This window comes from Desulfomicrobium salsuginis (genome assembly GCF_054657795.1).
In genome coordinates this window covers 2,370,293-2,395,068 of sequence record NZ_BAAHYA010000002.1, presented here as the reverse complement: position 1 = coordinate 2,395,068, position 24,776 = coordinate 2,370,293, and the positions used below count along the sequence as shown (strand labels likewise).

Annotated in this window: 23 protein-coding genes; 10 read left to right on the top strand and 13 right to left on the bottom strand. The window is 65.8% G+C overall.

Going from position 1 to position 24,776, the window contains the following annotated elements; translation table 11 throughout:
• The first annotated feature begins 8 nt into the window (after window positions 1-8).
• The 9 genes from rdgB (at window position 9) to ACYQ3G_RS17930 (ending at window position 10,686) form a co-directional block, all read left to right on the top strand.
• Window positions 9-635: an RdgB/HAM1 family non-canonical purine NTP pyrophosphatase gene (rdgB, locus tag ACYQ3G_RS17970; RefSeq protein WP_459828252.1), complete on the top strand. Its 627-nt coding sequence runs from the start codon at window positions 9-11 to the stop codon at window positions 633-635.
• 1 nt (window position 636) lies between these two features.
• Window positions 637-2,454: a glutamine--fructose-6-phosphate transaminase (isomerizing) gene (gene glmS / locus ACYQ3G_RS17965; protein ID WP_459828249.1), complete on the top strand. Its 1,818-nt coding sequence runs from the start codon at window positions 637-639 to the stop codon at window positions 2,452-2,454.
• An 8-nt stretch (window positions 2,455-2,462) separates the two neighbouring features.
• Complete coding sequence (locus ACYQ3G_RS17960; RefSeq protein ID WP_459828247.1) at window positions 2,463-4,421, top strand: N-acetylmuramoyl-L-alanine amidase; 1,959 nt, start codon at window positions 2,463-2,465, stop codon at window positions 4,419-4,421.
• A gap of 88 nt (window positions 4,422-4,509) precedes the next feature.
• The gene (locus ACYQ3G_RS17955) at window positions 4,510-5,196 is read left to right on the top strand and encodes a DUF554 domain-containing protein (protein WP_459828244.1); all 687 of its coding nucleotides are present in this window, start codon (window positions 4,510-4,512) and stop codon (window positions 5,194-5,196) included.
• 131 nt (window positions 5,197-5,327) lie between these two features.
• Complete coding sequence (locus tag ACYQ3G_RS17950) at window positions 5,328-7,217, top strand: ATP-binding protein (protein ID WP_459828242.1); 1,890 nt, start codon at window positions 5,328-5,330, stop codon at window positions 7,215-7,217.
• On the top strand, window positions 7,214-7,609 hold the full coding sequence (locus ACYQ3G_RS17945) for a response regulator (protein WP_459828239.1): 396 nt from the start codon (window positions 7,214-7,216) through the stop codon (window positions 7,607-7,609). The genes ACYQ3G_RS17950 and ACYQ3G_RS17945 overlap by 4 nt, the downstream gene beginning before the upstream one ends.
• On the top strand, window positions 7,606-8,841 hold the full coding sequence (locus ACYQ3G_RS17940; RefSeq protein ID WP_459828236.1) for a sensor histidine kinase: 1,236 nt from the start codon (window positions 7,606-7,608) through the stop codon (window positions 8,839-8,841). The genes ACYQ3G_RS17945 and ACYQ3G_RS17940 overlap by 4 nt, the downstream gene beginning before the upstream one ends.
• Window positions 8,842-8,973: 132 nt before the next feature.
• Complete coding sequence (zupT, locus tag ACYQ3G_RS17935; RefSeq protein WP_028577836.1) at window positions 8,974-9,870, top strand: zinc transporter ZupT; 897 nt, start codon at window positions 8,974-8,976, stop codon at window positions 9,868-9,870.
• Between the two features lie 294 nt (window positions 9,871-10,164).
• Entirely contained in the window at window positions 10,165-10,686 is a 522-nt protein-coding gene (locus ACYQ3G_RS17930; protein ID WP_459828232.1) for a tetratricopeptide repeat protein, read from the top strand.
• 15 nt (window positions 10,687-10,701) lie between these two features.
• On the opposite strand, the gene ACYQ3G_RS17925 is transcribed toward ACYQ3G_RS17930, so the two are convergent.
• The 13 genes from ACYQ3G_RS17925 to ACYQ3G_RS17865 all read right to left on the bottom strand — a co-directional run bounded on the left by ACYQ3G_RS17925 (window position 10,702) and on the right by ACYQ3G_RS17865 (window position 23,893).
• On the bottom strand, window positions 10,702-12,048 hold the full coding sequence (locus ACYQ3G_RS17925; protein ID WP_459828229.1) for a glutamine synthetase family protein: 1,347 nt from the start codon (window positions 12,046-12,048) through the stop codon (window positions 10,702-10,704).
• 372 nt (window positions 12,049-12,420) lie between these two features.
• On the bottom strand, window positions 12,421-13,191 hold the full coding sequence (trpA, locus tag ACYQ3G_RS17920) for a tryptophan synthase subunit alpha (RefSeq protein WP_459828226.1): 771 nt from the start codon (window positions 13,189-13,191) through the stop codon (window positions 12,421-12,423).
• A complete protein-coding gene (gene trpB, locus ACYQ3G_RS17915; protein ID WP_459828223.1) occupies window positions 13,181-14,419 on the bottom strand; it encodes a tryptophan synthase subunit beta in 1,239 nt (412 codons plus the stop codon). The genes trpA and trpB overlap by 11 nt, the downstream gene beginning before the upstream one ends.
• Window positions 14,416-15,030: a phosphoribosylanthranilate isomerase gene (locus ACYQ3G_RS17910; RefSeq protein ID WP_459828220.1), complete on the bottom strand. Its 615-nt coding sequence runs from the start codon at window positions 15,028-15,030 to the stop codon at window positions 14,416-14,418. The genes trpB and ACYQ3G_RS17910 overlap by 4 nt, the downstream gene beginning before the upstream one ends.
• Entirely contained in the window at window positions 15,027-15,800 is a 774-nt protein-coding gene (locus ACYQ3G_RS17905) for an indole-3-glycerol phosphate synthase TrpC (RefSeq protein ID WP_459828218.1), read from the bottom strand. Before ACYQ3G_RS17905 ends, ACYQ3G_RS17910 begins: the two co-directional genes overlap by 4 nt.
• Window positions 15,793-16,794 (bottom strand): anthranilate phosphoribosyltransferase, encoded by a 1,002-nt coding sequence (gene trpD, locus ACYQ3G_RS17900; RefSeq protein ID WP_459828215.1) that lies wholly within the window; start codon window positions 16,792-16,794, stop codon window positions 15,793-15,795. The genes ACYQ3G_RS17905 and trpD overlap by 8 nt, the downstream gene beginning before the upstream one ends.
• Before the next feature lie 3 nt (window positions 16,795-16,797).
• A complete protein-coding gene (locus tag ACYQ3G_RS17895) occupies window positions 16,798-17,382 on the bottom strand; it encodes an anthranilate synthase component II (protein ID WP_459828213.1) in 585 nt (194 codons plus the stop codon).
• Window positions 17,357-18,769 carry an anthranilate synthase component I family protein gene (locus ACYQ3G_RS17890; RefSeq protein WP_459828210.1) on the bottom strand — a complete coding sequence of 471 codons (1,413 nt, stop codon included), beginning with the start codon at window positions 18,767-18,769 and terminating at the stop codon, window positions 17,357-17,359. The genes ACYQ3G_RS17895 and ACYQ3G_RS17890 overlap by 26 nt, the downstream gene beginning before the upstream one ends.
• Window positions 18,770-18,881: 112 nt before the next feature.
• Entirely contained in the window at window positions 18,882-19,661 is a 780-nt protein-coding gene (locus ACYQ3G_RS17885) for a prephenate dehydrogenase/arogenate dehydrogenase family protein (RefSeq protein ID WP_459828207.1), read from the bottom strand.
• Window positions 19,651-20,997, bottom strand: coding sequence for a 3-phosphoshikimate 1-carboxyvinyltransferase (gene aroA / locus ACYQ3G_RS17880; RefSeq protein WP_459828204.1), 1,347 nt, complete (start codon window positions 20,995-20,997; stop codon window positions 19,651-19,653). The genes ACYQ3G_RS17885 and aroA overlap by 11 nt, the downstream gene beginning before the upstream one ends.
• Window positions 20,994-22,112, bottom strand: a complete 1,119-nt coding sequence (pheA, locus tag ACYQ3G_RS17875; protein WP_459828201.1) for a prephenate dehydratase — start codon at window positions 22,110-22,112, stop codon at window positions 20,994-20,996. The genes aroA and pheA overlap by 4 nt, the downstream gene beginning before the upstream one ends.
• Window positions 22,109-23,077 carry a 3-dehydroquinate synthase II family protein gene (locus ACYQ3G_RS17870; RefSeq protein ID WP_459828198.1) on the bottom strand — a complete coding sequence of 323 codons (969 nt, stop codon included), beginning with the start codon at window positions 23,075-23,077 and terminating at the stop codon, window positions 22,109-22,111. The genes pheA and ACYQ3G_RS17870 overlap by 4 nt, the downstream gene beginning before the upstream one ends.
• A gap of 9 nt (window positions 23,078-23,086) precedes the next feature.
• Window positions 23,087-23,893 carry a 2-amino-3,7-dideoxy-D-threo-hept-6-ulosonate synthase gene (locus ACYQ3G_RS17865; RefSeq protein ID WP_459828195.1) on the bottom strand — a complete coding sequence of 269 codons (807 nt, stop codon included), beginning with the start codon at window positions 23,891-23,893 and terminating at the stop codon, window positions 23,087-23,089.
• Window positions 23,894-24,340: 447 nt separating this feature from the next.
• Between ACYQ3G_RS17865 and ACYQ3G_RS17860 the strand changes: the two genes are divergently transcribed.
• Window positions 24,341-24,775, top strand: a complete 435-nt coding sequence (locus ACYQ3G_RS17860) for a hypothetical protein (protein ID WP_459828192.1) — start codon at window positions 24,341-24,343, stop codon at window positions 24,773-24,775.
• Window position 24,776: the final 1 nt, after the last annotated feature.

Here is a 24,776-nt window from a genome sequence, read left to right as displayed (position 1 = left end):
ACAATGCGATGAATACGATCGTTCTGGCCACGGGCAACGCGGGCAAGGTCCGCGAACTGTCGGCCATGCTGAAGGAACTGCAGCCGGACATGACGGTGCTGGGCCTCAAGGATTTTCCGGACATCGGGGATATCCCCGAGACGGGCGAGACCTTCGAGGACAACGCCCGCATCAAGGCCGTGGCCGTAGCCAGGGCCACGGGCCTGGTGGCCGTGGCCGACGACTCGGGCTTGGCCGTGGACGCCCTGAACGGGGCTCCCGGCGTGTATTCGGCGCGCTACAGCGGCGAGGACGCCACGGATGAAAAAAACGTGGTCAAGCTGCTGGAGGCCCTGAAGGACGTGCCGGACCCGTGGCGCGGCTGTCACTTCGCCTGCGTCATGCTGGCCTTCACGCCAGGCGGGCTGGAGTTGGTCGGCCGCGGGGAGTGGCAGGGCCGGGTGGCCCATGCCCCGGCCGGCGACAAGGGGTTCGGCTACGATCCCGTGTTTTTCGACGAGGAGCTGGGCCTGACGGCTGCGCAGATGGACGCGCCGGTCAAGAACGCCCGCAGCCACCGGGGGCTGGCCCTGCGCGACCTGCTCGTGGCCTGGCCGGAATTCTGGAAACGGGCGCAAGCCGAGATGGAGAAATAGCATGTGCGGAATCATCGGGTACACGGGACATCGTCCGGCCATCCCGGCCATTGTCGAGGGCCTTCGCCGACTTGAATACCGCGGCTACGACTCGGCCGGCGTGGCCTACGAGGAACCGCAGGGCCTGCATGTCATCCGCGCCGAGGGCAAGCTCGGCGCCCTGGACTGCAAGATCGCGGGCCTGGACACGGCCTCCTCGGTCTGCGGCATCGGCCACACCCGCTGGGCCACCCACGGCCTGCCCGTGGAGCGCAACGCCCATCCGCACATGGACGGCGACAGGCGCTTCGCCCTGGTCCACAACGGCATCATCGAGAACTACGCCGAGCTCAAGGCCGAGCTGGTGGCCGAAGGCCACATCTTTCATTCCGAAACGGACACCGAGGTCCTGGTCCACGTCATCGCCAAGGGCGTGCAGCTGACCGGCGACGTGCGCCAGGGCATCTCCTGGGCGCTGTCGCAGGTCGACGGGGCCTACGCCTTCGCCCTGCTGTCGCGCGAGCACCCCGGGAAGATCTGGGCCAGCCGCAAGGCCAGCCCGCTCCTGATGGGCATCGGCACGGGCGAGAATTTCCTGGCCTCGGACATCCCGGCCTTCCTGCCCTACACGCGCGAGGTGGTCTTCCTGGACAACGGCGAACTGGTCGAGATCGACGCCGGTTCGTGGCAGGTCTTCGACGCCGTGACGCTCAAGACCAAGACCAAGGAGGTCAAGCACATCTCCTGGGACGTTCAGGCCGCCCAGAAGGATGGCTACAAGCATTTCATGCTCAAGGAGATCTTCGAGCAGCCCAAGGTCATCCGCGACTGTCTGGCCGGCCGCATCCAGAAGGGCCGGGTGGTGCTGCCGGAGCTCGACGCCCTGGAGGTTCCGGGTCGCCTGACCATCGTGGCCTGCGGCACATCGTACCACGCGGGACTGTGGGCCAAGTACCTCCTCGAATCCTGGGCGCGCATCCCCGTGCAGGTCGAGATCGCCTCGGAGTTCCGTTACCGCGACAGCGTCTTCCTGCCCGGCGACCTGGTCCTGACCATCAGCCAGTCGGGCGAGACGGCCGACACCCTGGCCGCCATCCGCATCGCCCGCGAAGTCGGCGTGCCGATCCTGGGCCTGTGCAACGTGGTCGGGTCGTCCATCGCCCGCGAGTCCGACCAGGTCGTCTACACCCAGGCCGGGCCCGAGATCAGCGTGGCCTCGACCAAGGCCATGTGCAGCCAGATGGTCCTGCTGCTGCTCATGACCCTGTCCTGGGGCGTACGCAAAGGCTCTCTCCCCGAGGGCGTCCTGGAGCGCTGCCTGGCCGACCTGCCGCAGCTGCCCGAGCGCCTCGGGACCGAACTGCCGGCCATCCGCGAAAAGGCCAGGAGCCTGAGCCAGGAATATTCCGACGCCAAGAGTTTCTTCTTCCTCGGCCGCGGCCAGAATTTCCCCATGGCCCTGGAGGGCGCCCTCAAGCTCAAGGAGATCTCCTACATCCACGCCGAAGGCTACGCCGCCGGCGAGATGAAGCACGGGCCCATCGCCCTCATCGACCCGCACTTCCCGACCTTCGCCATGGCCCTGGGCGACGAGCTGCTGCAGAAGGTGGCCTCGAACCTGCAGGAAGTGCAGGCCCGGGGCGGGCGCATCATTGCCCTGGTCAACCCGGGCGCAGCCCCGGCCGTCGAAGACTCGTGGGTGCTGCCCGAGGTCTGGGGGCCGCTCAAGAGTTTCCTGGTGCTGCCAGCAGTGCAGCTTTTCGCCTATGAAATGGCCGTGTACTTGGGCAAGGATGTGGACCAGCCCCGGAACCTGGCCAAAAGCGTGACTGTGGAGTAGTGATCTTCGTGCGTTTTGCGTTGAAAGCAGTTTTGACGGCCGTACTGGTCCTCGGGTTCGCCGTGGCCGTTTCGGCTGCGGCAAAGGACGACTACGCCCGCGGGGTGAGCGCCTTCAACTCGCTCGTGGGGAACGAGAAGCGGGCGGGCCTGCGGGCCGAGTGGCTCGCGGTCATGAAGCATTTCGAGCAATCCCTGGCGGCGGAGCCCAAAGGGGCGTATGCGCCGAAGTGCATGTTTTTTCTGGGGCGCTCCTTCGAGGAACTGGCCCGACGTTCGTTCGCCAAGGCCGATCGCACGAGCGCCCTGGAAGCCTACGACCGGCTGCTCAAGGCCTTCCCGAAGCATGGCTGGGCTGATGACGCGATGTTCCGAAAGGGGATGGTCTGGCTGGAATTGGCCAAGGATCCGGTCCAGGCCGAAGGGTTTTTCAAGGGCGTCGCAGCGGCATACCCCAAAGGCGACATGGCGCCGAGGGCCCGCGAGATGCTGGCGCAAATGGCCGGCGCCGCGCCGGCTCAGGCCGCGCCGAAACAGCCCGTATCCCCGCCCGCGTCCCAGGCCGGCGCTCCCGCCCCTGCGCCCTCGTCCAAGCCCGCCCCGGCGTCGGCGACCAAGGCCGTTCCAGCCAAGGGAGAGTCGACTCTTCTGGGCATCCGGCACTGGTCGAGCAGCGACTACACGCGCGTGGTCATGGATATGGCGGGCGACGTGAAGTACGAGCGCGCCCTGGTCGAAAAGGCCAAGGACGGCAACAAGCAATTGCAGATCACCCTGCAACGGACCGATATCGCGGCCGACGTCATGCCCGAACGGACCGTCGACGACGGCATCCTGTCGCAGATTCTGGTCAGCCCGGATTCAACAGGCGCCGCGCTGATCACGTTCGACCTCATGCAGATGGATCATTACCGGGTCTTCACCCTGCCGGAACCCTACCGGGTGGTGCTCGACATCTATGCCACCGGCGGAAACGGGGTGCGCGCAAAGGATGCCGCGACGGCTCAGGCGGAGGAGGCTCCCGGGAAACAGGAGCCCGAAGTCGACCACGTGCAGCGGGCTCTGGCCGAACTGGAGGCCAAAAACGCTGCAAAGAAGGGTGCGCCCGCCGTGAAGCCGGTGCCCGAGCCGGCCAAGGCGCAGAAACAGGCCAAAAGCGGAAAGCAGTCCGTTTCTCCGGCGCCGGTCGCGGAGGCAAAGGAGGAGTCCCCGCAGATCGATGTCTCGCCCAAGCAGAAGAAATACGCCGGCTCCCTGGTCGAACAACTCGGCCTCAAGGTCCGCACGATCATGATCGACGCCGGGCACGGCGGCAAGGACCCCGGCGCCGTGGCCAACGGCCACGAGGAGAAGGACATCAACCTGCGCATGGCCAGGATTTTGGGCCGCGAGCTGCAACAGCAGGGCTTCGAGGTGCACTTCACGCGCACGGGCGACAAGTTCATACCCCTCGAGGAGCGCACGGCCATGGCCAACGCCAAGAACGCCGACCTCTTCATTTCCCTGCACTGCAACGCCATCAAGGACGCCTCGGTCAAAGGCCTCGAGGTCTACTATCTGAACCTGGCGACCGACGCGCAGGCCGTGCGCGTCGCGGCAAGGGAGAACGGGGTTTCGGCCAAAAAGATCAGCGACATGCAGTTCATTCTTTCGGATCTCATGCTCAACTCCAAGATCAACGAGTCCCGCCAGATGGCCTCCCTGGTCGAGCAGGAGACGTTGCGCGCCGTGCGTCCCAAGTATTCGCTGGCGAGCCATGGGGCCAAGGGCGCGTTCTTCTACGTGCTGACCGGGGCGCGGATGCCGTCCATTCTCGTGGAGATCGGCTACCTGACCAACCCCGAGGAGGCGGCCAAGCTCGGTTCAGATGCGTATCTGGCCTCCATGGCCAGGGGCCTGGCCTCAGGCGTGGTGGCCTACAAGAAGAAGCTGGAACGCTTCGCCCTTGGCGGGTCTGGCAAATCCTGAAGTCGTCCGACGTTTCTATGTCCCCGCTCCGTTCCCCTTTCATGGAACGGGGCGGTTTTTTTTCATCGCATCACACGGAGTTTATGCCATGGTTTTCCCACTCGGTTCCGTTATCAACGCCCTGGCCATCCTGGTCGGTGGCGCGTTGGGCCTGCTGCTGCACGGCCGCCTTCCGGAAAAGATGCGCCAGGTCGTTTTCCAGGGCCTGGGCCTGTGCGTCCTGGTCATCGGCGTGCAGATGGCCCTGCAGGGCAAGAACGGGCTGCTCGTGGTGCTGAGCGTCCTCATCGGCGGCGTCGTGGGCGAAGCCCTGAGCCTCGAGGACCGTTTCGCCGGGCTGGCCGACAAGCTCAAGGGACTGGTGCGCTCCTCCAACACCCGCTTTGTGGACGGCATGGTCAACGCATCGCTGATCTACTGCATCGGGGCCATGGCCATTCTGGGATCCTTCGATGAAGGCATCCGCGGCGACCATTCGATCCTCTTCACCAAGGCCCTGTTGGACGGCTTTGCCTCCATCGCCCTGGCCTCGACCTACGGGTCCGGCGTGCTCTTTTCCGCCCTTCCGGTGCTCGTCTATCAGGGGCTCTTGACCATCTTTGCCGGCTCGTTCCAGGGACTCTTCTCAGACTACCTCATCGCCCAGCTCACTGCCACGGGCGGCACCCTGATCCTGGGCATCGGCATCAACCTGCTGGGGCTGACCGTCATCCGGCTTTCGAGCCTCCTGCCGTCGCTTGTCTTCATCGTGCTCCTTTCGGCCTTTTCGGGCTGATGCGTCTGTTTGTCGCCGGATAGAGTTTTGCTTTTCAAATCCCGTGCGATGTGTTTAGATTCCTGAGGGAAATGGCCGGGATGTCCCGGCCGATTTTTGCGTAAAGGACTACAGGTGCGCGGATGACGTTATTGTCCCACTATCTGAGATCGCACGGGGCCGGGCGGCTTGGCCGCCGGCTTCTGATCAGGATATTGCTGGGCATCGTCTTCTTCACCGCCCTGGGGACCATGATCCAGCTGACCATCGACTACCGCAAGGACCTGCAGGTCCTCGAAGGGCAGCTCGACCAGGTCCGCTCCTCGCGCGTGCCCAGCCTGACAAGCTCCCTCTGGCATCTCGACGAGGCGCAGGTCATATCCCAGCTCGAAGGCATCCTCGACCTGCGCGACGTGAAGTACGCCCGCGTGGTCACCCCGGACGGGCTGGTGTTCTTCCGCGGCCAGGAGGCAGAGGAGCAGACTCTCGTCATCCGCAAATTCCCCCTGCTCTACCAGGCCTTCGATCGTATCGAGGAGATCGGGACCCTGACCGTGGCCGGGGACAGAAGCGCTGTCCTGGGCCGGATCAAGGACAAGATCCTGGTCATCGTCGTCACCCAGGGCGTGCAGTTCATGCTCGTGGCCGTGCTCATCGTGGCCATCGTCCACATGCTCGTCACCCGGCATCTGCGCAGGATGGCCCTCTACACCTCGGAGCTGAACATCGACAGGCTGCAGGAGCCCCTGGTGCTGGACAAGGCTTCCGGGACGCCCGACGAGATCGACATCGTGGTCAACGCCTTCAACGCCATGCGCGAGAACCTGCTGCGGGACATCCGCCAGAAGGAGGAGGCAGAAGCGAAGCTCAAGGCGGCGGAGGGGTACACCCGCAACATCCTCGACTCCATGCCGTCCATCCTCATCGCTGTGGACGAAGAGGGCCGCGTCACCCAGTGGAACCAGGAGGCCGCGCGCACGACGGGGGTGCCGGCCGGGGACGCGCTGGGGCGCCGGTTCGCCGACGTGTATCCCGAGGCTCCGTTGGACATGGAGCGGATCAGGGCCGCGGTGACGGGCAACGTCCCGGTCAAGGAGGCCAAGGTGCCGCGCAAGGACGGCGACGTGGTCGGATACGTGGACGTCACGGTCTACCCTCTGGAGACCGGCAGCGTGCGGGGCGCCGTGGTGCGCATCGACGACGTGTCGGAGAGGGTGCGCCTCGAGGAGATGATGATCCAGTCCGAAAAGATGGTTTCCATCGGCGGCCTGGCCGCAGGCATGGCCCACGAGATCAACAACCCCCTGGCCGGCATCCTGCAGAACGCGCAGGTCATCCGCAACCGCATCTCGCCGGACTTGCCAGCCAACAGCTCGGCGGCAGGGGATGTCGGGATCGACCTGGAGAGCCTGCACGCCTACCTCGACCGCCGGGGCTGCCTGCGCATGATGGATTCGATCATGGAGTCCGGACAGCGCGCCGCGCGCATCGTCGAGAACATGCTGTCCTTCAGCCGCAAGAGCAACGTCGAGATGGCCAAGGTGGACGTCTGCGCCCTGCTTGACCGGACCGTGGAACTGGCCGCCAACGACTACGACCTGAAAAGGCAGTACGATTTTCGCAGAATCCGGATCATCCGTGAGTACGAAGCCGATCTGCCTTTCGTGTCGTGCGAGGAGAGCAAGATCCAGCAGGTCTTTTTCAACCTCATCCGCAACGGTGCACAGGCCATGGCGTCGCGGCAGGGCGACGCCTGCTTCGTGCTGCGCGCCAGATCATCGGGCGATGCCGTGCGCATCGAGATCGCGGACAACGGGCCTGGCATGTCCGAAGAACTGCGCAAACGGATATTCGAGCCGTTCTTCACCACCAAGAAGGTGGGTGAGGGGACGGGGTTGGGACTGTCGGTATCGTATTTCATCGTCGTGGAGAATCACGGCGGCCAGATGGAGGTGGAGTCCATCCCGGGGCAGGGCACGACGTTCATCGTCCTCCTGCCGCTGACTCCTGGCGTCAAGCTCGTTGAGGGGGATCTGCGATGACCGCGGGGGCGGCAGGCCGCAGTGTGCTCCTCCTGGACGATGAGCCGACCATCCGGGAGAGCCTGGGCGAGTATCTGGAGGATTGTGGCATTGCGACCCTGCAGGCCGAGAGCGGCGAAGAGGCCCTCGTCATGGACGGTCTGGACGCCGTTGCCGTGGCGGTGGTCGATATCCGTCTCGGGGGCATGGACGGGATCGAGTTCATCAAGGCGCTCCACGCGCTCCGACCAGACGTTCGTTTCCTTATCCACACGGGCTCCACGGACTTTCAGCTGGACCCGGAACTGCGCGCCATCGGACTGACGGAGTGCGAGGTGATTTTCAAGCCGGTCCTGGACATGTCCGTGTTCGAGCGGGCCATCCGGCAGAAACTGGCGGAGGCTGGTTCATGACTACCGAAGCGCAACCCGTGGTGCTGAGCATCGACGACGACCAGTTCGTCCGCGAGAGCCTGGCCAACTTCCTCGAGGATTTCGGGTTCACCGTGCTGCAGGCGAGGGATGGCGAGGAGGGGCTTGAGGTCTTTGCCGCGAACCGTCCGGACATGGTCATGGTGGACCTGCGCATGCCGCGCATGGACGGGCTGCAGGTTTTGGCCAAGGTCAGGGAGATCGCCCCGGAAACGCCCATCATGGTCGTGTCCGGCGCGGGCGACATCCGCGACGTGGTCGAGGCCTTGCGCCGCGGGGCGTGGGATTACCTGATCAAGCCCATCCAGGACATGAACATTCTGGTGCATTCGGTGCAATCCTGCCTGGACAGGGCCCGGCTGCTGCGCCAGAACCGCGAATACCAGCAGAGTCTGGAGGAATCCCTCGACAAGCTGCACCGCACCCAGAAGGAGATGATCCACTCGGCCAAGATGGCGGCACTTGGCGATCTGGTGGCCGGGGTGGCCCACGAGGTCAACACCCCCATCGGGGTCTGCGTCACCGCGTCGTCCTTTCTCGCCGAGCGGACCCGTCAGCTTCGGGACCTGTACGAGAGGGGGGAGATGAAGCGCTCGGACCTGGAAAAATATCTCGCGCTGGCCGAGGAGTCGTCGGCCTCGGTGCTGACCAACCTGGAGAGGGCCGCCGAACTGGTGCAGAGTTTCAAGAAGGTCGCCGCAGACCAGAGCTCGGAGGAGAAACGGTCCTTCGAGCTGAAGAGCTACCTGGAGCAGATCCTGGTCAGCCTGCGCCCGCAGTTCAAGCGCACCCCGCACAAGGTGCATACGGACTGTCCCGAGGGCCTGGTCCTGGACTCCTATCCTGGGGCCGTCATGCAGATCCTCACTAATCTGGTCATGAATTCCCTGATCCACGGCTTCGCCGACGGCCTGCCCGGGGAAATCTTCATCAAGGTCGAGCCGGTGGGCGAGGCCGTGGCGCTGTCCTACCGGGACACCGGCGTCGGGATGGACAAGGAGCAGCGGGACCGCATCTACGACCCGTTCTACACCACCAAGCGCGGGTCGGGAGGCACGGGGCTCGGCATGAACATCGTCTACAATCTCGTCACCCAGACGCTCAAAGGCTCCATCCTGCTGGAGACGAGTCCGGGACAGGGCGCGACGTTTCTGCTGACCTTGCCCAAGGACCCTGATCAGACTGCCGGAGCGGCGGTTCCGGGCGACGTTTGAGCCCGTCCGTGCTGCAAAATCGTTGCCGCCGGAGCGGCGTCTTGTGCCCGCGCTCCGGCCTGCATGCGATTCCATCCGGAATCATGATCCCGAACTGAAGCCCCGCGCGCCCCGACGCACCAAGGAGCACGTATGTCCGAAGTCTGGTTCGCTCTGGGCCTGACGGCCTTCGCCGGTCTGGCCACGGGAATCGGCAGCATCATCGCCTTCACGGCCAAGCTCTCCAGCTACCGATTTCTGTCCGTGGCCACGGGTTTTTCGGCCGGGGTGATGCTCTACGTCTCTTTCGTGGAGATATTCTTCAAGGGACAGGCCGTTCTGGTCGGCCACTACGGTGATCCGCTCGGGCATTGGGTCAATGCGGCGGCGTTTTTCGGCGGGATGCTCGTCATCGGCCTCATTGACAATTTCATTCCCGAGGAGGCCAACCCCCACGAAATCCCCCCCGAGGCCGAGGCCGACAAAGTGCATGGCAAAAGTTCGTCCCTGTGGGAGATCACCAAGAACAGCCGCACTCCGTCCACGGCCCCAGCCCAGCCCCTGCCCGGCTACGAGAAGAAGCTCATGCGCATGGGCCTTTTCACGGCCCTGGCCATCGGCATCCACAACCTTCCCGAAGGTCTGGCCACGTTCCTGGCGGCCCTGCAGGATCCGCAACTGGGCGTGGCCATCGCCGTGGCCGTCGCCCTGCACAACATCCCCGAGGGCGTGAGCGTCTCGGTGCCCATCTACTTCGCCACCGGGAAGCGCCGGAAGGCCTTTCTCTATTCCTTTCTGAGCGGTCTGGCCGAGCCCGTCGGGGCGGGCATCGCCTACCTGGCCATCCTCTTTTTCGCTGGCGGACCCGGTGGCGTGCTGCCCCCGCAGTTGACGGGCATCCTCTTCGGCGGGGTGGCCGGGATCATGGTCTACATCAGTCTCGACGAACTCCTCCCCACCAGCCGGGCCTACGGCCAGGGGCACGACAGTCTCTTCGGCCTGCTGGGCGGCATGGTCGTCATGGCGCTGAGCCTGCTGCTCATGCGCTGACTCCCGATGTGCATTTTTCGGCAGGACAAGGCCGTCTTGTGCAGGTTGCTGCGCGTTTCCATGCGTGCACGCCCGCATCAGGGCGCGTGGCGCCTTGATTCCCCCGTTGGTGTGAATCGTGCTTTGCGCGAGGCCGCAGCGTATCATCGCCGTGAGCCAATTTTGCAAGGAGGAGATATGGCGAAAAGCCGAAAAAAGGACGCATCACCGCCCGCCCAAAAAAACAACCCGCTGGTCTACGGCGTGGTTTTTCTCATCGCGGGGGCACTTATCGGAGGGGCATTGACGACGGCGGTGCATACAACCGCAGAGAAAGCGCCCGTCCAGACGCAGCAGGGGAACAGTCTGGAGGACCAGATCGCGGTCCATGCCGACCGGGTGGCCCGGAACCCCGGCGACGAAAAGGCCTGGGTCACCCTCGGCAACCTTTACTTCGACACGCACCAGCACGAGAAATCCATCGAAGCCTACGGCCGGGCCCTGGAAATCAACCCGAACAACCCCAATGTCCTGACGGACAAGGGCGTTATGCACCGCTCTCTGGGCGAGTACCAGAAGGCCTTGGAATGCTTCGCCAAGGCCATTGCCATCGACCCCGGCCACGAGACTGCCCGGATGAACACCGGCGTGGTCCTCTTTCACGATATGGGCGACAAGGCCGGCGCCATCAAGGCCTGGCAGGAACTCCTGCGGGTCAACCCGCAGGCCACGAACGCCGAGGGCACGCCAGTCGCGGACATGCTCAGGCAGATGGGCGCGGAGCCTGTCTCGAAGGGCGCCGGGCAGCGGCTTCTTGCGCCTGGCGGCGGGTCCTGATCCGGCTCTCCTTCCCTACAGTCTGGGCAGGTAGCGCTCCAGCTCGTAGTTCGTCACCTGGGAGCGGTACTGGTCCCATTCCACGTGCTTGTTCTCGACGAACTTGGTGAAGATGTGCTCGCCCAGGGCTTCGCGGATGAGGGCGCTGCCTTCCATGGCCTCCAGGGCCGCCTCCAGGGTTCCGGGCAGGCTTTCGATGCCGCGGTCCCGGCGCTGGGTGGCGGACATGACGTAGATGTCCTCTTCCACGGGTGCAGGCAGGGCGTAGTTCTCCTCGATGCCCTTCAGGCCCGCGGCCAGCATGCAGGCGAAGGCCAGGTAGGGGTTGCAGGCCGGGTCCGGGGAGCGCAGTTCCACGCGGGTGGCGGCCTCCTTGCCGGGCTTGTACATGGGCACGCGGACCAGGGTCGAGCGGTTGCGGCGGGCCCAGGCGATGTTCGTCGGCGCCTCGAAGCCGGGCACGAGCCGCTTGTAGGAGTTGACCCACTGGTTGGTGATGGCCGTGAATTCCTTGCAGTGGCGCAGGAGTCCGGCGATGTACGCCCGGGCCTCGCGGCTCAGGTGGTGATCGCCGTCGGCGTCGTAGAAGAGGTTGCGGCCGTTCTTGAACAGGGACTGGTGGACGTGCATGCCGCTGCCGTTCTCGCCGAACAGGGGCTTGGGCATGAAGGTCGCGTAGCAGCCGTTCTGGCGGGCGATCTCCTTGACCACTACGCGGTAGGTGATGGCCGTGTCGGCCATCTTCAGGGCGTCGGCGTAGCGCAGGGCCAGTTCGTGCTGGCTGGGCGCGACCTCGTGGTGGCCGTACTCGACGCCGATGCCCATGGAGCGCAGGCAGGAGATGGTTTCGCGGCGGATGTCCCCGGCCAGGTCCAGGGGCGGGGCGTCGAAATAGCCGCCCGCGTCCAGGGGCTTGGGCGAGGTGGCGCTCTCGAAGAGGAAGAATTCCAGCTCAGGGCCGACATAGAAGGAGTAGCCCTTGCTCGCGGCCGCCTGCAAGTTGCGCTTCAGGCAATGGCGACTATCCCCGGCAAAGGGCTGGCCGCTCGGCTCCAGGATGTCGCAGAACATGCGCGCGATGGGCGCGGCGGTCTGCCGCCAGGTGACCAGCTGGAACGTGGCCGGGTCAGGAATGGCGATCATGTCGCTTTCTTCAATTCTGCAAAAACCCTCCAGGGACGAGCCGTCGAAACCCATGCCCTCCTCAAAGGCGGCCTCCAGTTCTCCTGGCAGAACCTGGAAACTCTTCAGCGTCCCCAGTACGTCCACGAACCAGAACTGGACCAGCTCGACCCGGTGCTCACGCACGGCCTTGATGACGTCGTCGGAATTCTTGCAGTTGAAGATGGGATATTCGGGCATGCGGATCCTCCACAGGATGATTTCCCGTTGTGCTAGCAAAGAGAGGGGCGGTTGTCTCGTGCGGGGTGGGATTTTGCAAAATTGGGAAATGAATGGCGGTTCGTGATGGCATGAAATGCAGGGGGTGGACACGTGGGGCAGGGCGGGGCGAACGGGGCGAACGGGGCGGACGTGTAGGTCGGGGGCGGGCCGGATGGGGGCGGACACGTAGGTCCGCCCCTACGGCGGCATGGGTGCATGCGTTACATGATGGTCAATCCGATGAATTGTAGGGGCGGACCTACGTGTCCGCCCTCTGCCGCATGTGTCCGCCCTGACCTGTCACATGTGTTCCGCCCCCCCGCACGGCATTGCGGGCCGTCGCCAGCGCAATCATGTCCTCACACACGCCGCCAGGAATTCGTCCACAGCCGCCAACCCTCCGGCATCCATCAGATTGATGATGTGGCTGCCGATGACGGCCGCGTCGGCCAGGCCGTCCAACATGCGCACGTGTTCGGGTCTGGAGATGCCGAACCCCGCGGCGATGGGCAGACCGGCCCTTGTTTTCAGACCCCGCACATAATCGATCCCGGCCTGGTCCATGCCCGCGCCGGCTCCGGTGATGCCGACCTTCAGCGTCGTGTAGACCAGGCCCGAGGCGCGTTTCAGGACGGCGTCCAGCCGCGGGCCTTCGGTGTCGGGCGAAATGACCATGACCGGGTGCAGGCCGTGCGCCCGCGCCATTTCCGCATAATCCCCGTCAGCTTCGTCCCAGGGCAGGTCCGGCAGGATCACGCCGCTGGCCCCGCTGGCCGCCGCCTGGTCCAGGAACCGCTCCATCCCCATGGCGAAGGGGATGTTGGCGTAGGTCATGAACATGAATGCCACGTCGAGTTCCCTGGACAGTTTTTCGCAGAGCTCGAAACAGTGTTCGGGCGTGACGCCGGAGTCCAGCGCCGCCTGGTTGGCGCGCATGATGGTCGGGCCGTCGGCCAGGGGATCCGTGAAGGGGATCTGTATCTCGATGAGCCGCACGCCGCGACAGGCCATGAGCCGGATAAGTTCCTCGTTGGCTTCCAGACTCGGGTAGCCCGCAACCACGTGGGTCATGAGTTGGATGCCTTTGGCGCCTTCGAGCGCCTTGTCGATTCTATTTTCCATGACGCACCTCGTTCTCCAGGAAGGCGATCCAGTTGTCGCGGTCGAGTTCCATGGCCGTGATGAAGATGTCCTTGTCGCCGCGTCCGGAGATGTTGACGACCATGATTTCGTCCTTGGGCAGGGTCGGGGCCAGTTCCATGGCCCTGGCCACGGCGTGGGACGACTCCAGGGCCGGGATGATGCCTTCGAGCCGGGTCAGCCGTTTGAAGGCGTCCAGAGCCAATACGTCCGTGATGGGCGCGAACTCGATGACCTTGCGGTCGTAGAGCCAGGCCAGTTCGGGCCCTACGCCCGCGTAGTCGAGCCCGGCCGAGACCGAGTGTGTGTCCTGCAATTGGCCGCTCTCGTTCTGCAGGAAATAGCTCTTGTAGCCCTGCACAATGCCGACCTTGGGCGCGGAGCCGAACCGGGCCGCGTTGTCGCCCACGGCCGGTCCGCGTCCACCGGCTTCTGCGCCGTGGAAGCGGATACCCTCTTCCTCCAGGAAGGGGTGGAAGAGGCCGATGGAGTTGGAACCCCCACCCACGCAGGCCACCAGGTGGTCGGGCAGGCGGCCTTCGCGCTCCATGATCTGGGCGCGCACCTCGCGGCCGATGACGGACTGGAAGTCGCGGACCATGACCGGGTACGGGAAGGGCCCCAAGGCCGAACCCAGGATGTAGTGCGTGTCCTTTAAATTCTGGATCCAGTATTTCAGTGTCGCGTTGACCGCGTCCTTGAGGGTCTTCGTGCCGTCGGTGACGGGCACGACCTCGGCGCCCAGGAGTTTCATGGCGTAGACGTTGGGGTACTGGCGGCGGACGTCGACCTCGCCCATGAAGACCTTGCACTCAAGGCCGAAACGCGCGGCCACCGTGGCCGAGGCCAGGCCGTGCTGGCCCGCGCCCGTCTCGGCGATGACCTTGGTCTTGCCCAGGCGCTTGGCCAGCAGGGCTTGGCCCAGGGCGTTGTTGATCTTGTGCGCGCCGGTGTGGGCCAGTCCTTCGAGCTTGAGGTAGATCTTGCAGCCGCCAAGCTCCCGGGTCAGGTTCTCGGCGAAGTACAGGGGCGTGGGGCGGCCGCAGTAGTTCTGGTAGAGGTCGGCCAGTTCGGCCGTGAACTCGGGGTCGTCCTTGTACCGCAGGTAGCCCTGCTCAAGTTCCTCCAGGGCCGGGATGAGCATTTCGGGCACATAGCGGCCGCCGTAGGGGCCGAAGTGACGGGGGAGCATGTCGGATATTCTGCTCATGGTTTTCCTCGCAATATGTTGACGGAGCGGCGGACCTTTTCGTGGTCCTTGATTCCGGGCGCGCTTTCCACGCCGGAATTGAGGTCGAAGCCGACCGCGCCGGTGGTTTTCATGGTTTCAAGATTGTGCGGCCCCAAGCCCCCGGCCAGATACCAGGGGTGAGGGCACTTCAGTTGCCGCAGCTCCGCGGGGTCGAGGCTCGTGCCGTGGCCGCCGCCGCTGGTGCCGCTGTCCAGGAGAATGGCCCGGCAGACCGGGGCGAAAAGCTCCATGTCCGCGAGCAGCAGTTCGATCGTGGCGTAGCGCTTGGGCCACAGGGCCTTGATGACACGCTCGGGCCCCAGAGCCCGGCACTGCTCCGGCGTGTGCCCGCCGTGGAGCTGGAGCAGGTCGAGTCCCGCCTCGCGGGCTATTCGATCGATCTCATCCACGCCCTGGCGTACGAAGACGCCGGTCTTGAGGCCATGCCTGGGTTTCTGCGTCGCGACCCAGCCGGAAGCGACGTTCCGCGGGCTTGGGACGTGGAAGATGAAACCCAGCAGGTCAATGCCCAGGGCGTCGCAGAATTCAACATCCTCGGGACGCGTCATGCCGCAGACCTTGACGATCATGACCGTCCTCCCGCCAGTAGGGCCAGCCCGCGGCCCGGGTCGCCGTGTTGCATGAGGGCCGTGCCGATGAGCAGGGCGTCGAGCCCGGCGGACCGAAGCTCGCGGACCTGTTCCGGGGTCGATATGCCGCTGGCCCCGATCCAGATTTCACCTTCCTCCTTGCGCCGCACCATGTCCAGGCAGCGGTTCAGGTCCGTGGCCAGGGTGCCCAGGTCGCGGTTGTTGACCTGGATGATGCGCGCCCCGAGCTCCTTGGCCCGGTCCAGGTCCCGCTCGTCGAAGACCTCCACGACTGGTTCGAGGCGCAGGGAGACGCAAAGCCCGTGCAGATAGGCCAGGTCGTCCTGGTCCTCGAACATGCGCACGATGAGCAGGATGGCCGAGGCCGGCGTGGCGGCCGTAGCCTCCACCTGCAGCGGGTCGACGATGAAGTCCTTGCGCAGCAGCGGCAGGCCGACGGGCGCGACCTCGGCCAGGAAGGCCAGGTCGCCCTTGAAGTAGCGGCTCTCGGTCAGGATGGACAGGGCGCAGGCCCCGGCCCTGGCGTAGCCCGCGCACGTCTCGTGGGGCGGGACGCCGAGGTTGATGTCGCCCTTGGACGGGGAGGCGCGCTTGTATTCGGCGATGATGCCGGACGAACCGGGGGCGGTCAGGGCGGCTCCGAAGCCCGGTCTGTGCCCGGCATAGGCCGCGTGCGTGGATTCTGCGTCGCGCAGGCGCTTCAGTTCATCGATTTCGGCCTGTTTGGCGGCCCGGAATTTTTCAAGCATGGAGCGCTCCGCTGGACAGGCCCTGTTCGACCTTGGCCTGGGCCATATCCATGGCCATATCCAGGGGCAGATTGTCTTCAAGCAGGTGCAGGGCCACGCCGAGGTTCAGGGTGACCATGTCCCGGAGGGACTTCGGCCCCTGTCCGGCCAGGACCCGGCGTTGCAGCTTCAGGGCCTCCTTCTTGCTTTCGCAGGCCAGGTCACGGGGCACGCAGGTCGCCAGCCCGAAGTCGGCCGGGTCAATGACCGCCTCGCGGATCGTGCCGTGCTCGACGAAGATGACCTGCCCCGGACCGCAGGGGGTCAGCTCGTCGAAGCCGCCCGCGCCGTGGACGATGGCCGCGCGTTCGAGCCCCTTCCGGCCGGCCAGGACCTGGGCGATCATGGGCGCGAAGCGGAAGTCCGGCACGCCCAGGATCTGGTGCGTGGGCATGGCCGGGTTCAGGAGCGGCCCCATGAGGTTGAAGATGGTCCGCACGCCGAGCTGCTGCCGCACCGGCCCCACGTGCCGGAAGGCCGGGTGGAAGTGCGGGGCGAAGAGGAAGACGAAGTTGCGCCTGGCCAGTTCGTCCCGCGCCGCCTCGGGGTCCGTGACCAGCGGGTAGCCCAGGTCTTCGACCACGTCGGCGCTGCCGCACGTGCTCGACACGGCGCGGTTGCCGTGCTTGACGACCTGGTAGCCCATGTCGGCCAGGAAGAAGGATACGGCTGTGGAGCAGTTGAAGCTGTGCTGGCCGTCGCCGCCCGTGCCGCAGGTGTCGATGCGCTTGCCCGACAGGCCGGGGATGAGCCGGGCCTGGCCGAGGGCCGCGTCCACCGCGGCAGAGAGCTCGGCGGCGGTCTCGCCCTTGGCGCGCAGGCCCATGAGGAAGGCCCCGGCCTGCACCGGGGAGACTTCGCCGGTCAGCAGAAGGTCGAAGGCCTCCCTGGCCTGGGGAGCGGAGAGGTCCGCGCCCGTGGTCAGGTGTTCGAGAATATGGCTAATGGTGTTCATGGCTTACTCCTTGGCGTCGCACATGTTCAGGAAGTTTTTGAGAAGCTTGGGGCCATCCGGCGTGAGCACGGATTCGGGGTGGAACTGCACGCCGACCCATGGCCGGTCCCGGAAGGCCAGGGCCATGACTTCGCCGTTTTCCGTGCGGGCGGTGATGTCGAAGGGCAGGTCCGTGCGGCCGTCCTCATGCACGGCCAGGGAATGGTAGCGGCCGATCTGCATGGGGTTCGGCAAACCCTCGAAGAGGCCGGTCCCGTCGTGGCGGATGTCCGAGGTCTTGCCGTGCATGATGCGCCGGGCCTGGCCCACGGTCACGCCGCTGTGGTGCGAGAGGGTCTGGTGCCCAAGGCATACGCCCAGGATCGGCGTGGTCCGGGGCACCAGGTCGAGAAATTGCAGGCACAGCCCCGTGTTGCGCGGGTGGCTCGGGCCGGGGGAGATGATCGCGCCCCGCAGGTCCGGGCTTGCGGCCAGCTTCAGGATTTCCGGCTCGTTGTTACGCAGCACCAAGGGGTTTGCGCCCAAAGACTGGAAAACCTGAACCAGGTTGAAAGTAAACGAGTCAAAGTTGTCTATCAGTAAAATCATCGCCGCCTCCGGTGCTGGTGATGGCCTTCAAAATCGCCCTGGCCTTGTTGTGACACTCCTGCCATTCCTTTTCGGGGTCCGAGTCGAAGACCAGTCCCGCGCCCGCCTGCCAGTGGATCTGGCCGTTCTCGACCCACAGGGAGCGGATGGTGATGCCCGTGTCGAGGTTGACCTGCCCCTGATCGAGACCGATCCAGCCGATGCCGCCGGCGTAGGGCCCGCGATCCAGCTTCTCCTCGTCGGCGATGATCTGCATGGCCCGGATCTTGGGCGCGCCCGAGACCGTTCCGGCCGGGAAGCCGGCCTTCAGCACGTCGATGGCGTCGAGCCCTTCAGCCAGACGGGCCGAGAGGTAGGAGGTCAGGTGCATGACGTGGGAGAAACGTTCGACCTGCATGTACCTGTCGACATGCACCGTGCCGGGGGCGGCGATGCGGCCCAGGTCGTTTCGGCCCAAATCCACGAGCATGACGTGCTCGGCGCGCTCCTTCTCGTCGGCCAGCAGGTCCTCGGCCAGTTCCTGGTCCTCGGCCTCGGTGGCGCCGCGCACGCGGGTGCCGGCGATGGGCCGAAGCTGGAGCAGGCCGTCCTCGCAGCGGATGAGCAGTTCCGGCGAGGAGCCCATGATCGTCAGGTCGCCGAAGGACATGAAGAAGGTGTAGGGCGAGGGGTTGATCTGGCGCAGCCGGCGGTACAGCTCGAAGGGCGAGCCCGAGAAAGGGGCCGAGAAGCGCGTCGAGAGCACGATCTGGATGGCCTCGCCCTCGGTGATCAGATTCTTGGCCCGGCCCACCCGGCGCAGGAATTCATCCTGGCCCGGCGTGGTGGTGATGGCCCCGACCATGGGCGGGGCCGGGGTGCTCGGGCGCTGGCAGCCGTTCAGGTTGGTGGTCGAATCGAGCGTCAGGTAGCAGCAGCGGTGGTGCAGGTGGTCGAAGAGGATGACCTTGCCCGGCAGGACCATGATGGAGCGCCCCTGTTCGGGGGGCAGCTTGTCGGCCAGGGCCGGTTCGAAGATCCCGGCCATGTTGTAGGCCATGTAGCCGCACACGCTCCTGGTCACGGCCGGGAGCGTGCCCAGGTGCTCGGGGCCCGTAACCGTCAGGGCGTTCAGGCAGTCGCGCAGGCCCTGCACGTATTCCCGCCCGCTGAATTCCTTGAGCGGGTGCAGGCGCGGGTCGTAGCTCTGCACGTCGAGCCTGCCGTCCACGCAGGACAGGATCATCCGGTAGTCCCAGCCGATGAGGCTGTAGCGGCCCAGACGGCCGTCGACCTCGGTGCTCTCCAGCAGGAACCCCTGCTTGTCCCGCACCAGCGTGAGGTACAGGGAGATGGGCGTCTGGGTGTCCGCCGGGAGCCAGGTTCCCTGTTGCGGTAGGGTGATCATGGTGTCTCCATCGTCGATTGGTTGCGTTATTCGGATAAAAAAAAGGCCGGATCCTGCAGGAGGATCCGGCCTTTCAAGCCTTTTGTACCTTTACCGACGGCACTGCATGCCGTCAGGAAGCGGGTCCCCCTGCGTCATGCTGCCTGCGCCACCACCAAAGCGCCTTCTGGCTTAAGAGTTCCAGATCGCCGCCGGCGGCGACGTTCAGGTACGAACGGAACATGCGTACGGCCTCGAGGCTGTGGGGGTTCGCTTCGAACATGGTGGAGAAGAGGGATGCGTCCTCGGTGATCATCTTCGTGGCCGCTTCCATGCGCCGACCGAACGAGGGCGTGAAGAACCGCTCGATTCCGGTTTCCAGGGGGGAGGCGCAAAGGTAGGCGACGGTTGTCACGAAGTTGAGTCCTTGAATGTAGGCCATGGCACGGTCATGCTCATCGGCCGTCGTGGTGAAGGGGGCGAACCCCAGGTTGCGGAAGCAGTTCGATAGATTATCGGTCGCTTCCTGGCCACGGCCTGGAGTTACGGCAATTCGCAGCTCCGCGTCAAGTGTCTGGGGGCCGAAAAGCGGGTGCGTGCCGACCACGGGCGTGGTGGTGGCGTCGAGCATTTCGTGCAGGGGCTGGACCTTCACGGAGCAGATGTCGGCCAGGATCGTCTCTTCCGTCAGGTGCGGGGCAACGACCGTGACCACCTCGCGCATGGCCGTGATGGGCACGCACAGGAGCACCAGCCCGGCCTGGCGCACGGCCTGCGGCAGCGCATCCAGGTCCAGCGGGTGGTCGAATTCCGTGACCGGGTGCCCGGCGTCGCGGAAGGCGCGCGCGAAACGCGCGCCCATCTGCCCCTTGGCGCCGATGACGACCACGGGGGAGGACGAGTCACGCAGCATGATGCGCTCCGATGCCGTTGCCGAGGCGGATCTTGGCCCACACAGCCCAAAATCCGGGGAAGGATTTGGCCACGCAGCCGGGGGTGTCCAGGCGCACGGCGATACCGGCCAGTTCCAGCAGGGACAGGCTCATGGCCATGCGGTGGTCGCCGTAGGTGCACAGGTCGACGCTACGCTGCGGAAGAGTTCCGGTGCCGCGGATGACCATGCCGTCGGGCCTGGCTTCGATGGCCACGCCGGCCTTGGACAACTCCGTGACCGGTCCCTGGATGCGGTCGCATTCCTTGAGGGCCAGGTGCGCCGCGCCGGAAATGACCGTCTCGCCGGTTGCGAAGGCAGCCATGGCCGCCACCGTGGGCACGATGTCCGGGCAGGCGTTCATGTCGATCTTCGCGCCGCGCAGGGTCGACGGGAAGACCGTGACGGCGTCGCCCTCCCACTTCACGCGCCCACCCATGCGCTCCAGGATGTCGAGCATGAAGCGGTCGCCCTGGGCCGAATAGCGGTTCAGGCCGGCGATGCGCACGGGCGCCTTGCCAGCGGCCCCGGCGGCCAGGAAATAGGAGGCGTTGGACCAGTCGCCCTCGACGCGCATGGCGCCGGACCGGTAGGGCGCCGGATGGACGACGAGCCGGATGTCCACGGGCGGAAGGTTTGCAGCGCCGACGTGGGTGCAGGGCGTCCAGCCGCCTGCGGTGCGGCGCTCAAGGCCCACGGGTACGCCGAAGCGGGCCATGGAATCGAGCGTCAGGGCCACGTAGGGCCAGGAGGCGACGGACCGGCCCATGAGCCGGATGACCGTCGGCCCCGCCGCCAGCGGGGCGGCCAGGAGCAGGCCCGAGAGGTACTGGCTGCTCTGCTCCAGATTGATGGTCGCCTCGCCGCCCGCAAGGCCCCGGCTGGTCAGGACCACGGGCGGGAACCCGTCCTTCTCCTCGAAGGTCACGTCCACGCCCTGTTGGATGAGCGCGTCCGTCAGGTGCCGGACGGGCCGGTCATGCATGCGTCCCTCGCCGTGGATGCGGTAGGCGCCGGGGATGGCCGTGACCACGCCGGCCATAAGGCGGCAGGTCGTTCCGGACTCGCCGACGTTCATGGAGATGACGCCGGAGGCGTCCGGCAAGGCCCTGCCGCCGGTGCCGCGCACGAAAAGCTTCTCCCCGCGGGGTTCGATGAGCGCGCCGAGCTGCCGCAGGCACTGGGCCGTGCGGGTCAGGTCCTGGCTGTCGAGGACGCCTTCGAGCAGGGACTCGCCCTCGGCCAGGGCCGCGCAGATGAGCGCCCGGTGCGACAGGGACTTGGACGACGGCGCGGTGATGTCGATGACGGCGATCATGGCTGTTCCTGCGTCATCCCGGCGCCGTAGAGGTGCGGGCCCGTGGGGTAGCTGCCCAGCACGCGCATGGTGTGGCAGAGGCTGGTCAGGTGCTTCATGGTGTTCTCGTACTGTTCCTGGGACAGGTCGCACTCCACGTCCATGAAAAAGACGTATTTCCACTTTTCGCCCTTGAGCGGCCGCGACTCCAGCTTGGTCAGGTTGAGCCCCTGGTCGGCCAGCAGGTTCAGGATGGCGGCCAGGGCGCCGGGGCGGTCGGGCGTGGTGAAAAGCAGCGACGTCTTGTCGCGGCTGCTGCCGACCGTGGGCGTGGGGCCGATGACCAGAAAGCGCGTCCAGTTGTCGGGCAGGTCCTGGATGTCCAGGGCCACGGCCTTGAGGCCGCAGCGCTCCACCAGGCGCGGGTGGCCGATGGCGGCCGCGCCTTCGCCCTCGCGCTCGGCGCGGGCGGCCGCGGCGGCGGTGCTCTCCACCGGGACCACGGCGGCCTGGGGCACGTTGGTTCTGAGCCACCCCGAACACTGGGCCAAGGCCTGGGGGTGGGAGTAGACCGTGCGGATGGCGGCCAGATCCGTGCGCGTGGCCAGCAGGGCGTGGCTGATGCGGCTGAAGAGTTCGGCGTGGATGTAGACGTTGTACTGCAGGAAGAGGTCAAGGCTCTGGCCGACGCTGCCCTGCAGGGAGTTCTCCAGCGGGATGACGCCCAGGTCGGCCTTGCGCGAGGCCACGGTCAGGAACACGTCGTGCAGGGTCGGGCAGGGGGTGAAGTCCATGGAGCGTCCCAGGTACTCCAGGCCCGCCAGGTGCGTGAAGGTGCCCTCGGGCCCGAGGTAGGCCACGGTCTGGGGCTGCTGCAGGCGGCGCGACGAGGACAGGATCTCGCGGTAGATGGCGCGCAGGTGGTCTTCGGGCAGGACGCCGGGGCTCATGGCCAGGAGGCGGTTCAACACCTCTTTCTCCCGGAAGGGCTTGAACACGACGTCCAGGGAGTCGGACTTGATCTGCCCCACCTCGCGGCTCAGGGCCGCGCGCTTGTTCAGCAGGTCGAGAAGCTTCTCGTCCAGGGCGTCGATCTGTTCGCGGATCTCGGTCAGGCGCTGCGTGGCGGAGGTCATTCGCTGATCTCCTCGGTGATGCGCATTCCGAAGTGCCGCCCCGCTTGGTCCGTGCGGCAGAGCACCTTGTCCCCGACCTGGAGGTCCACCACGCTGACGGGGCGTCCGTCGGCGCGGACCATGCGGATGGTCTCGGCGTTCTGCAGGAAGACGGTGCCCTTGCGTCCGCCGCACTCGGCCTCGATGAGCAGCATGGGCCGGATCTCGACCTTGCAGCGGCCCACGGTGGCCAGGGTGGTGGAGCCGTCTGCCCCGACGACGAGGACTTCGGAGCCGGTTTTCAGCTCGTCGAGATAGGTGGTGCGGTCCCCGGGCATGACGGCGTAGGCGTGCACGGCGCCGGCGTTGATGCGGAAGGGGCGCGGGGCCACGTAGGGGTTGGACTCGGTCTCGGCGTTGACCAGGAAGGTGAAGGCGCTGGAGTTGCCGACCAGCATGCCCTGGCCGGATTTCAAAAGGCTCATGGTGTCGACGCAGACGCGGTGGCCCAGGCCGGCGGAGGTCACGGCGGTGATGGTGGCGGCTTCCAGTTCCATGGTTCCCTGGCTCAGTTTGAGTTCGCGCACGATGGCCTTCAGGTCGGCCGCGGCCGAGGGCAGGACGACGACGGTTTTGACGCCGCGTTCGAGGATGCCCGCTGCCAGGCGCGCCCGCTCCAGGCTCGCGGCCTCTACGGCCAGGCGGTCGGACTGGGCCAGGATGTTCTCCACGGGAATGATTTCCCAGCCTTCGCGCAGGATGACGTCCCTGCCCTGGGCGAGAAGGCGCACGGCCTCCTCCTCGTCCGCCTTGCTGTCGAGCAGGACGTAGGGCTGGTCCTCGGCGGCCAGGACCGGAGTCTTGCTCAGGGCCTGCACGGCGGCGACGTGTTCGCGCTCCGTGATGACGGCGTCGACTCCGGACTCCAGGGCCAGAGTGACCTCGCCCTTGTCGAAGGGCACGGCGCAAAAGAGTACGTTTTTCATGTCCCGGCCTTAGATTTTGGGTTCTTCGAGCAGGGCCAGGGCCTGATCGACGGAGTAGTCCATGTGCACCACGGAGTGCAGGGCCTGCACCAGCCGGGTCGGGTCGTCGGCCTGGAAGATGTTGCGGCCCATGGACAGGCCCGCGCCGCCGGCCACGATGGAGTCGTGGGCCATCTGCAGGATGTCGCGCGGGGAGTCCATGCGCGGGCCGCCGGCGATGACCACGGGCACGCAGCAGCCCTCGGTCACCCGGGCGAAGGAATCCACGTCGCCGGTGTACACGACCTTGATCACGTCGGCACCGAGTTCCTCGCCCAGACGGGCGCAGTGGGCCACCGTGGCCGGGTCCCATTCGGACTTCACCTTGGGGCCGCGGGCGTAGATCATGGCCAGAAGCGGCATGCCCCATTCGTTGCACTTGGAGGCCACCTCGCCCATGTCGCGCAGCATGTCCCGCTCGGACTCGTCGCCCAGGTTCAGGTGCACGGACACGGCGTCGGCGCCGAGCTTGATACCGTCCTCCACGGAGCTGACCAGAATCTTGGCGTTGGGGAAGGGGGAGAGGGTCGTGCTGGCCGAGAGGTGGATGATGAGGCCGACGTCGCGGCCGTGGCCGCGGTGGGCGCAGCGGGGCAGGCCCTTGTGCATCAGGACCGCGTTGGCGCCGCCCTCGGCGACCTTGTTGACCGTGTCGCGCAGGTCCACCAGGCCGGCGATGGGGCCGACGGTGGTCCCGTGGTCCAGGGGCACGATGATGCTGCGCCCCGTGTTGCGGTTGAAGATGCGTTCCAGTCGTACGCTTTTGCCGATGTTCATGATGTCCTCCGGTTGCGGCCGGGCTTTCGGCGGTCCGTAATCAAAAAGGGCCGCCGGCTTGTCGCCTGCGGCCCTTTGGTTGTTGTGCTTTCGTCAATATGGCTAAAGCAGTCCCCTCAGACCACAGGCTCTGCTAAAATAAAAGTACCAAAAAAAGTACAGGCTGTGCTTGAGGGAGAAGTTTGTCATAACGATTGCGTGAGTACTCAGGTTGGAGTCATGCTGTCAAGGGCTTTTATGACCGCCGGTCATTTTTTTGCCGCGTTTTTTTGTGTCCCGGGGCCCGGAGGTGTCCGCATGCATTTAGGCGTTGCTGCGCGGGGCTTTCGTGCGTAAAGTCATGGCGGTTCGTTCCGCCAGGACCAAGGAGTGGTGCGCATGGCCGCCAGGAAAGGAATGTCCGGGGTCGTCCGGAGGATTTGTCTGTGGTGCCAGGGAAAGAGCTGGATGCGTGTCAGGGAATGCGCCCAGGTTTCCTGCCCCCTGCATGCTTGCCGCCTGGAGGAGGACGGAAACGACGCGGAGTTGCAGGAATGCATCCGGAATTTTTGCCTGGTGTGCGCTGGAGACGCCGAATCCGTGCGTGAATGCAGCGCCGACAGGCCCATGGGCGGCCAGCCTGCATGCCCGGCGCATCCGTATCGGGATGCCGAGGCGGTTGCCGCCTGTGCGCAACCGTTGGTTTCGCAGCAGGTGCGGCCCCTGCCCGGCCTCGGGGATGTCTGTGCCGCGCCGCGGGAGACGTCGGCGCCGCTGAGGGCCGATGTGCCGACGCCGCTTTGCGAGCAGCCGCGAACCGTCCCTGCCGCGATGCCGCAGGCCGGTCCGGACGCCTTGTCCATCACCCACGTTGAACGCGTCCCCGAAGCCCTGGATATCTGAC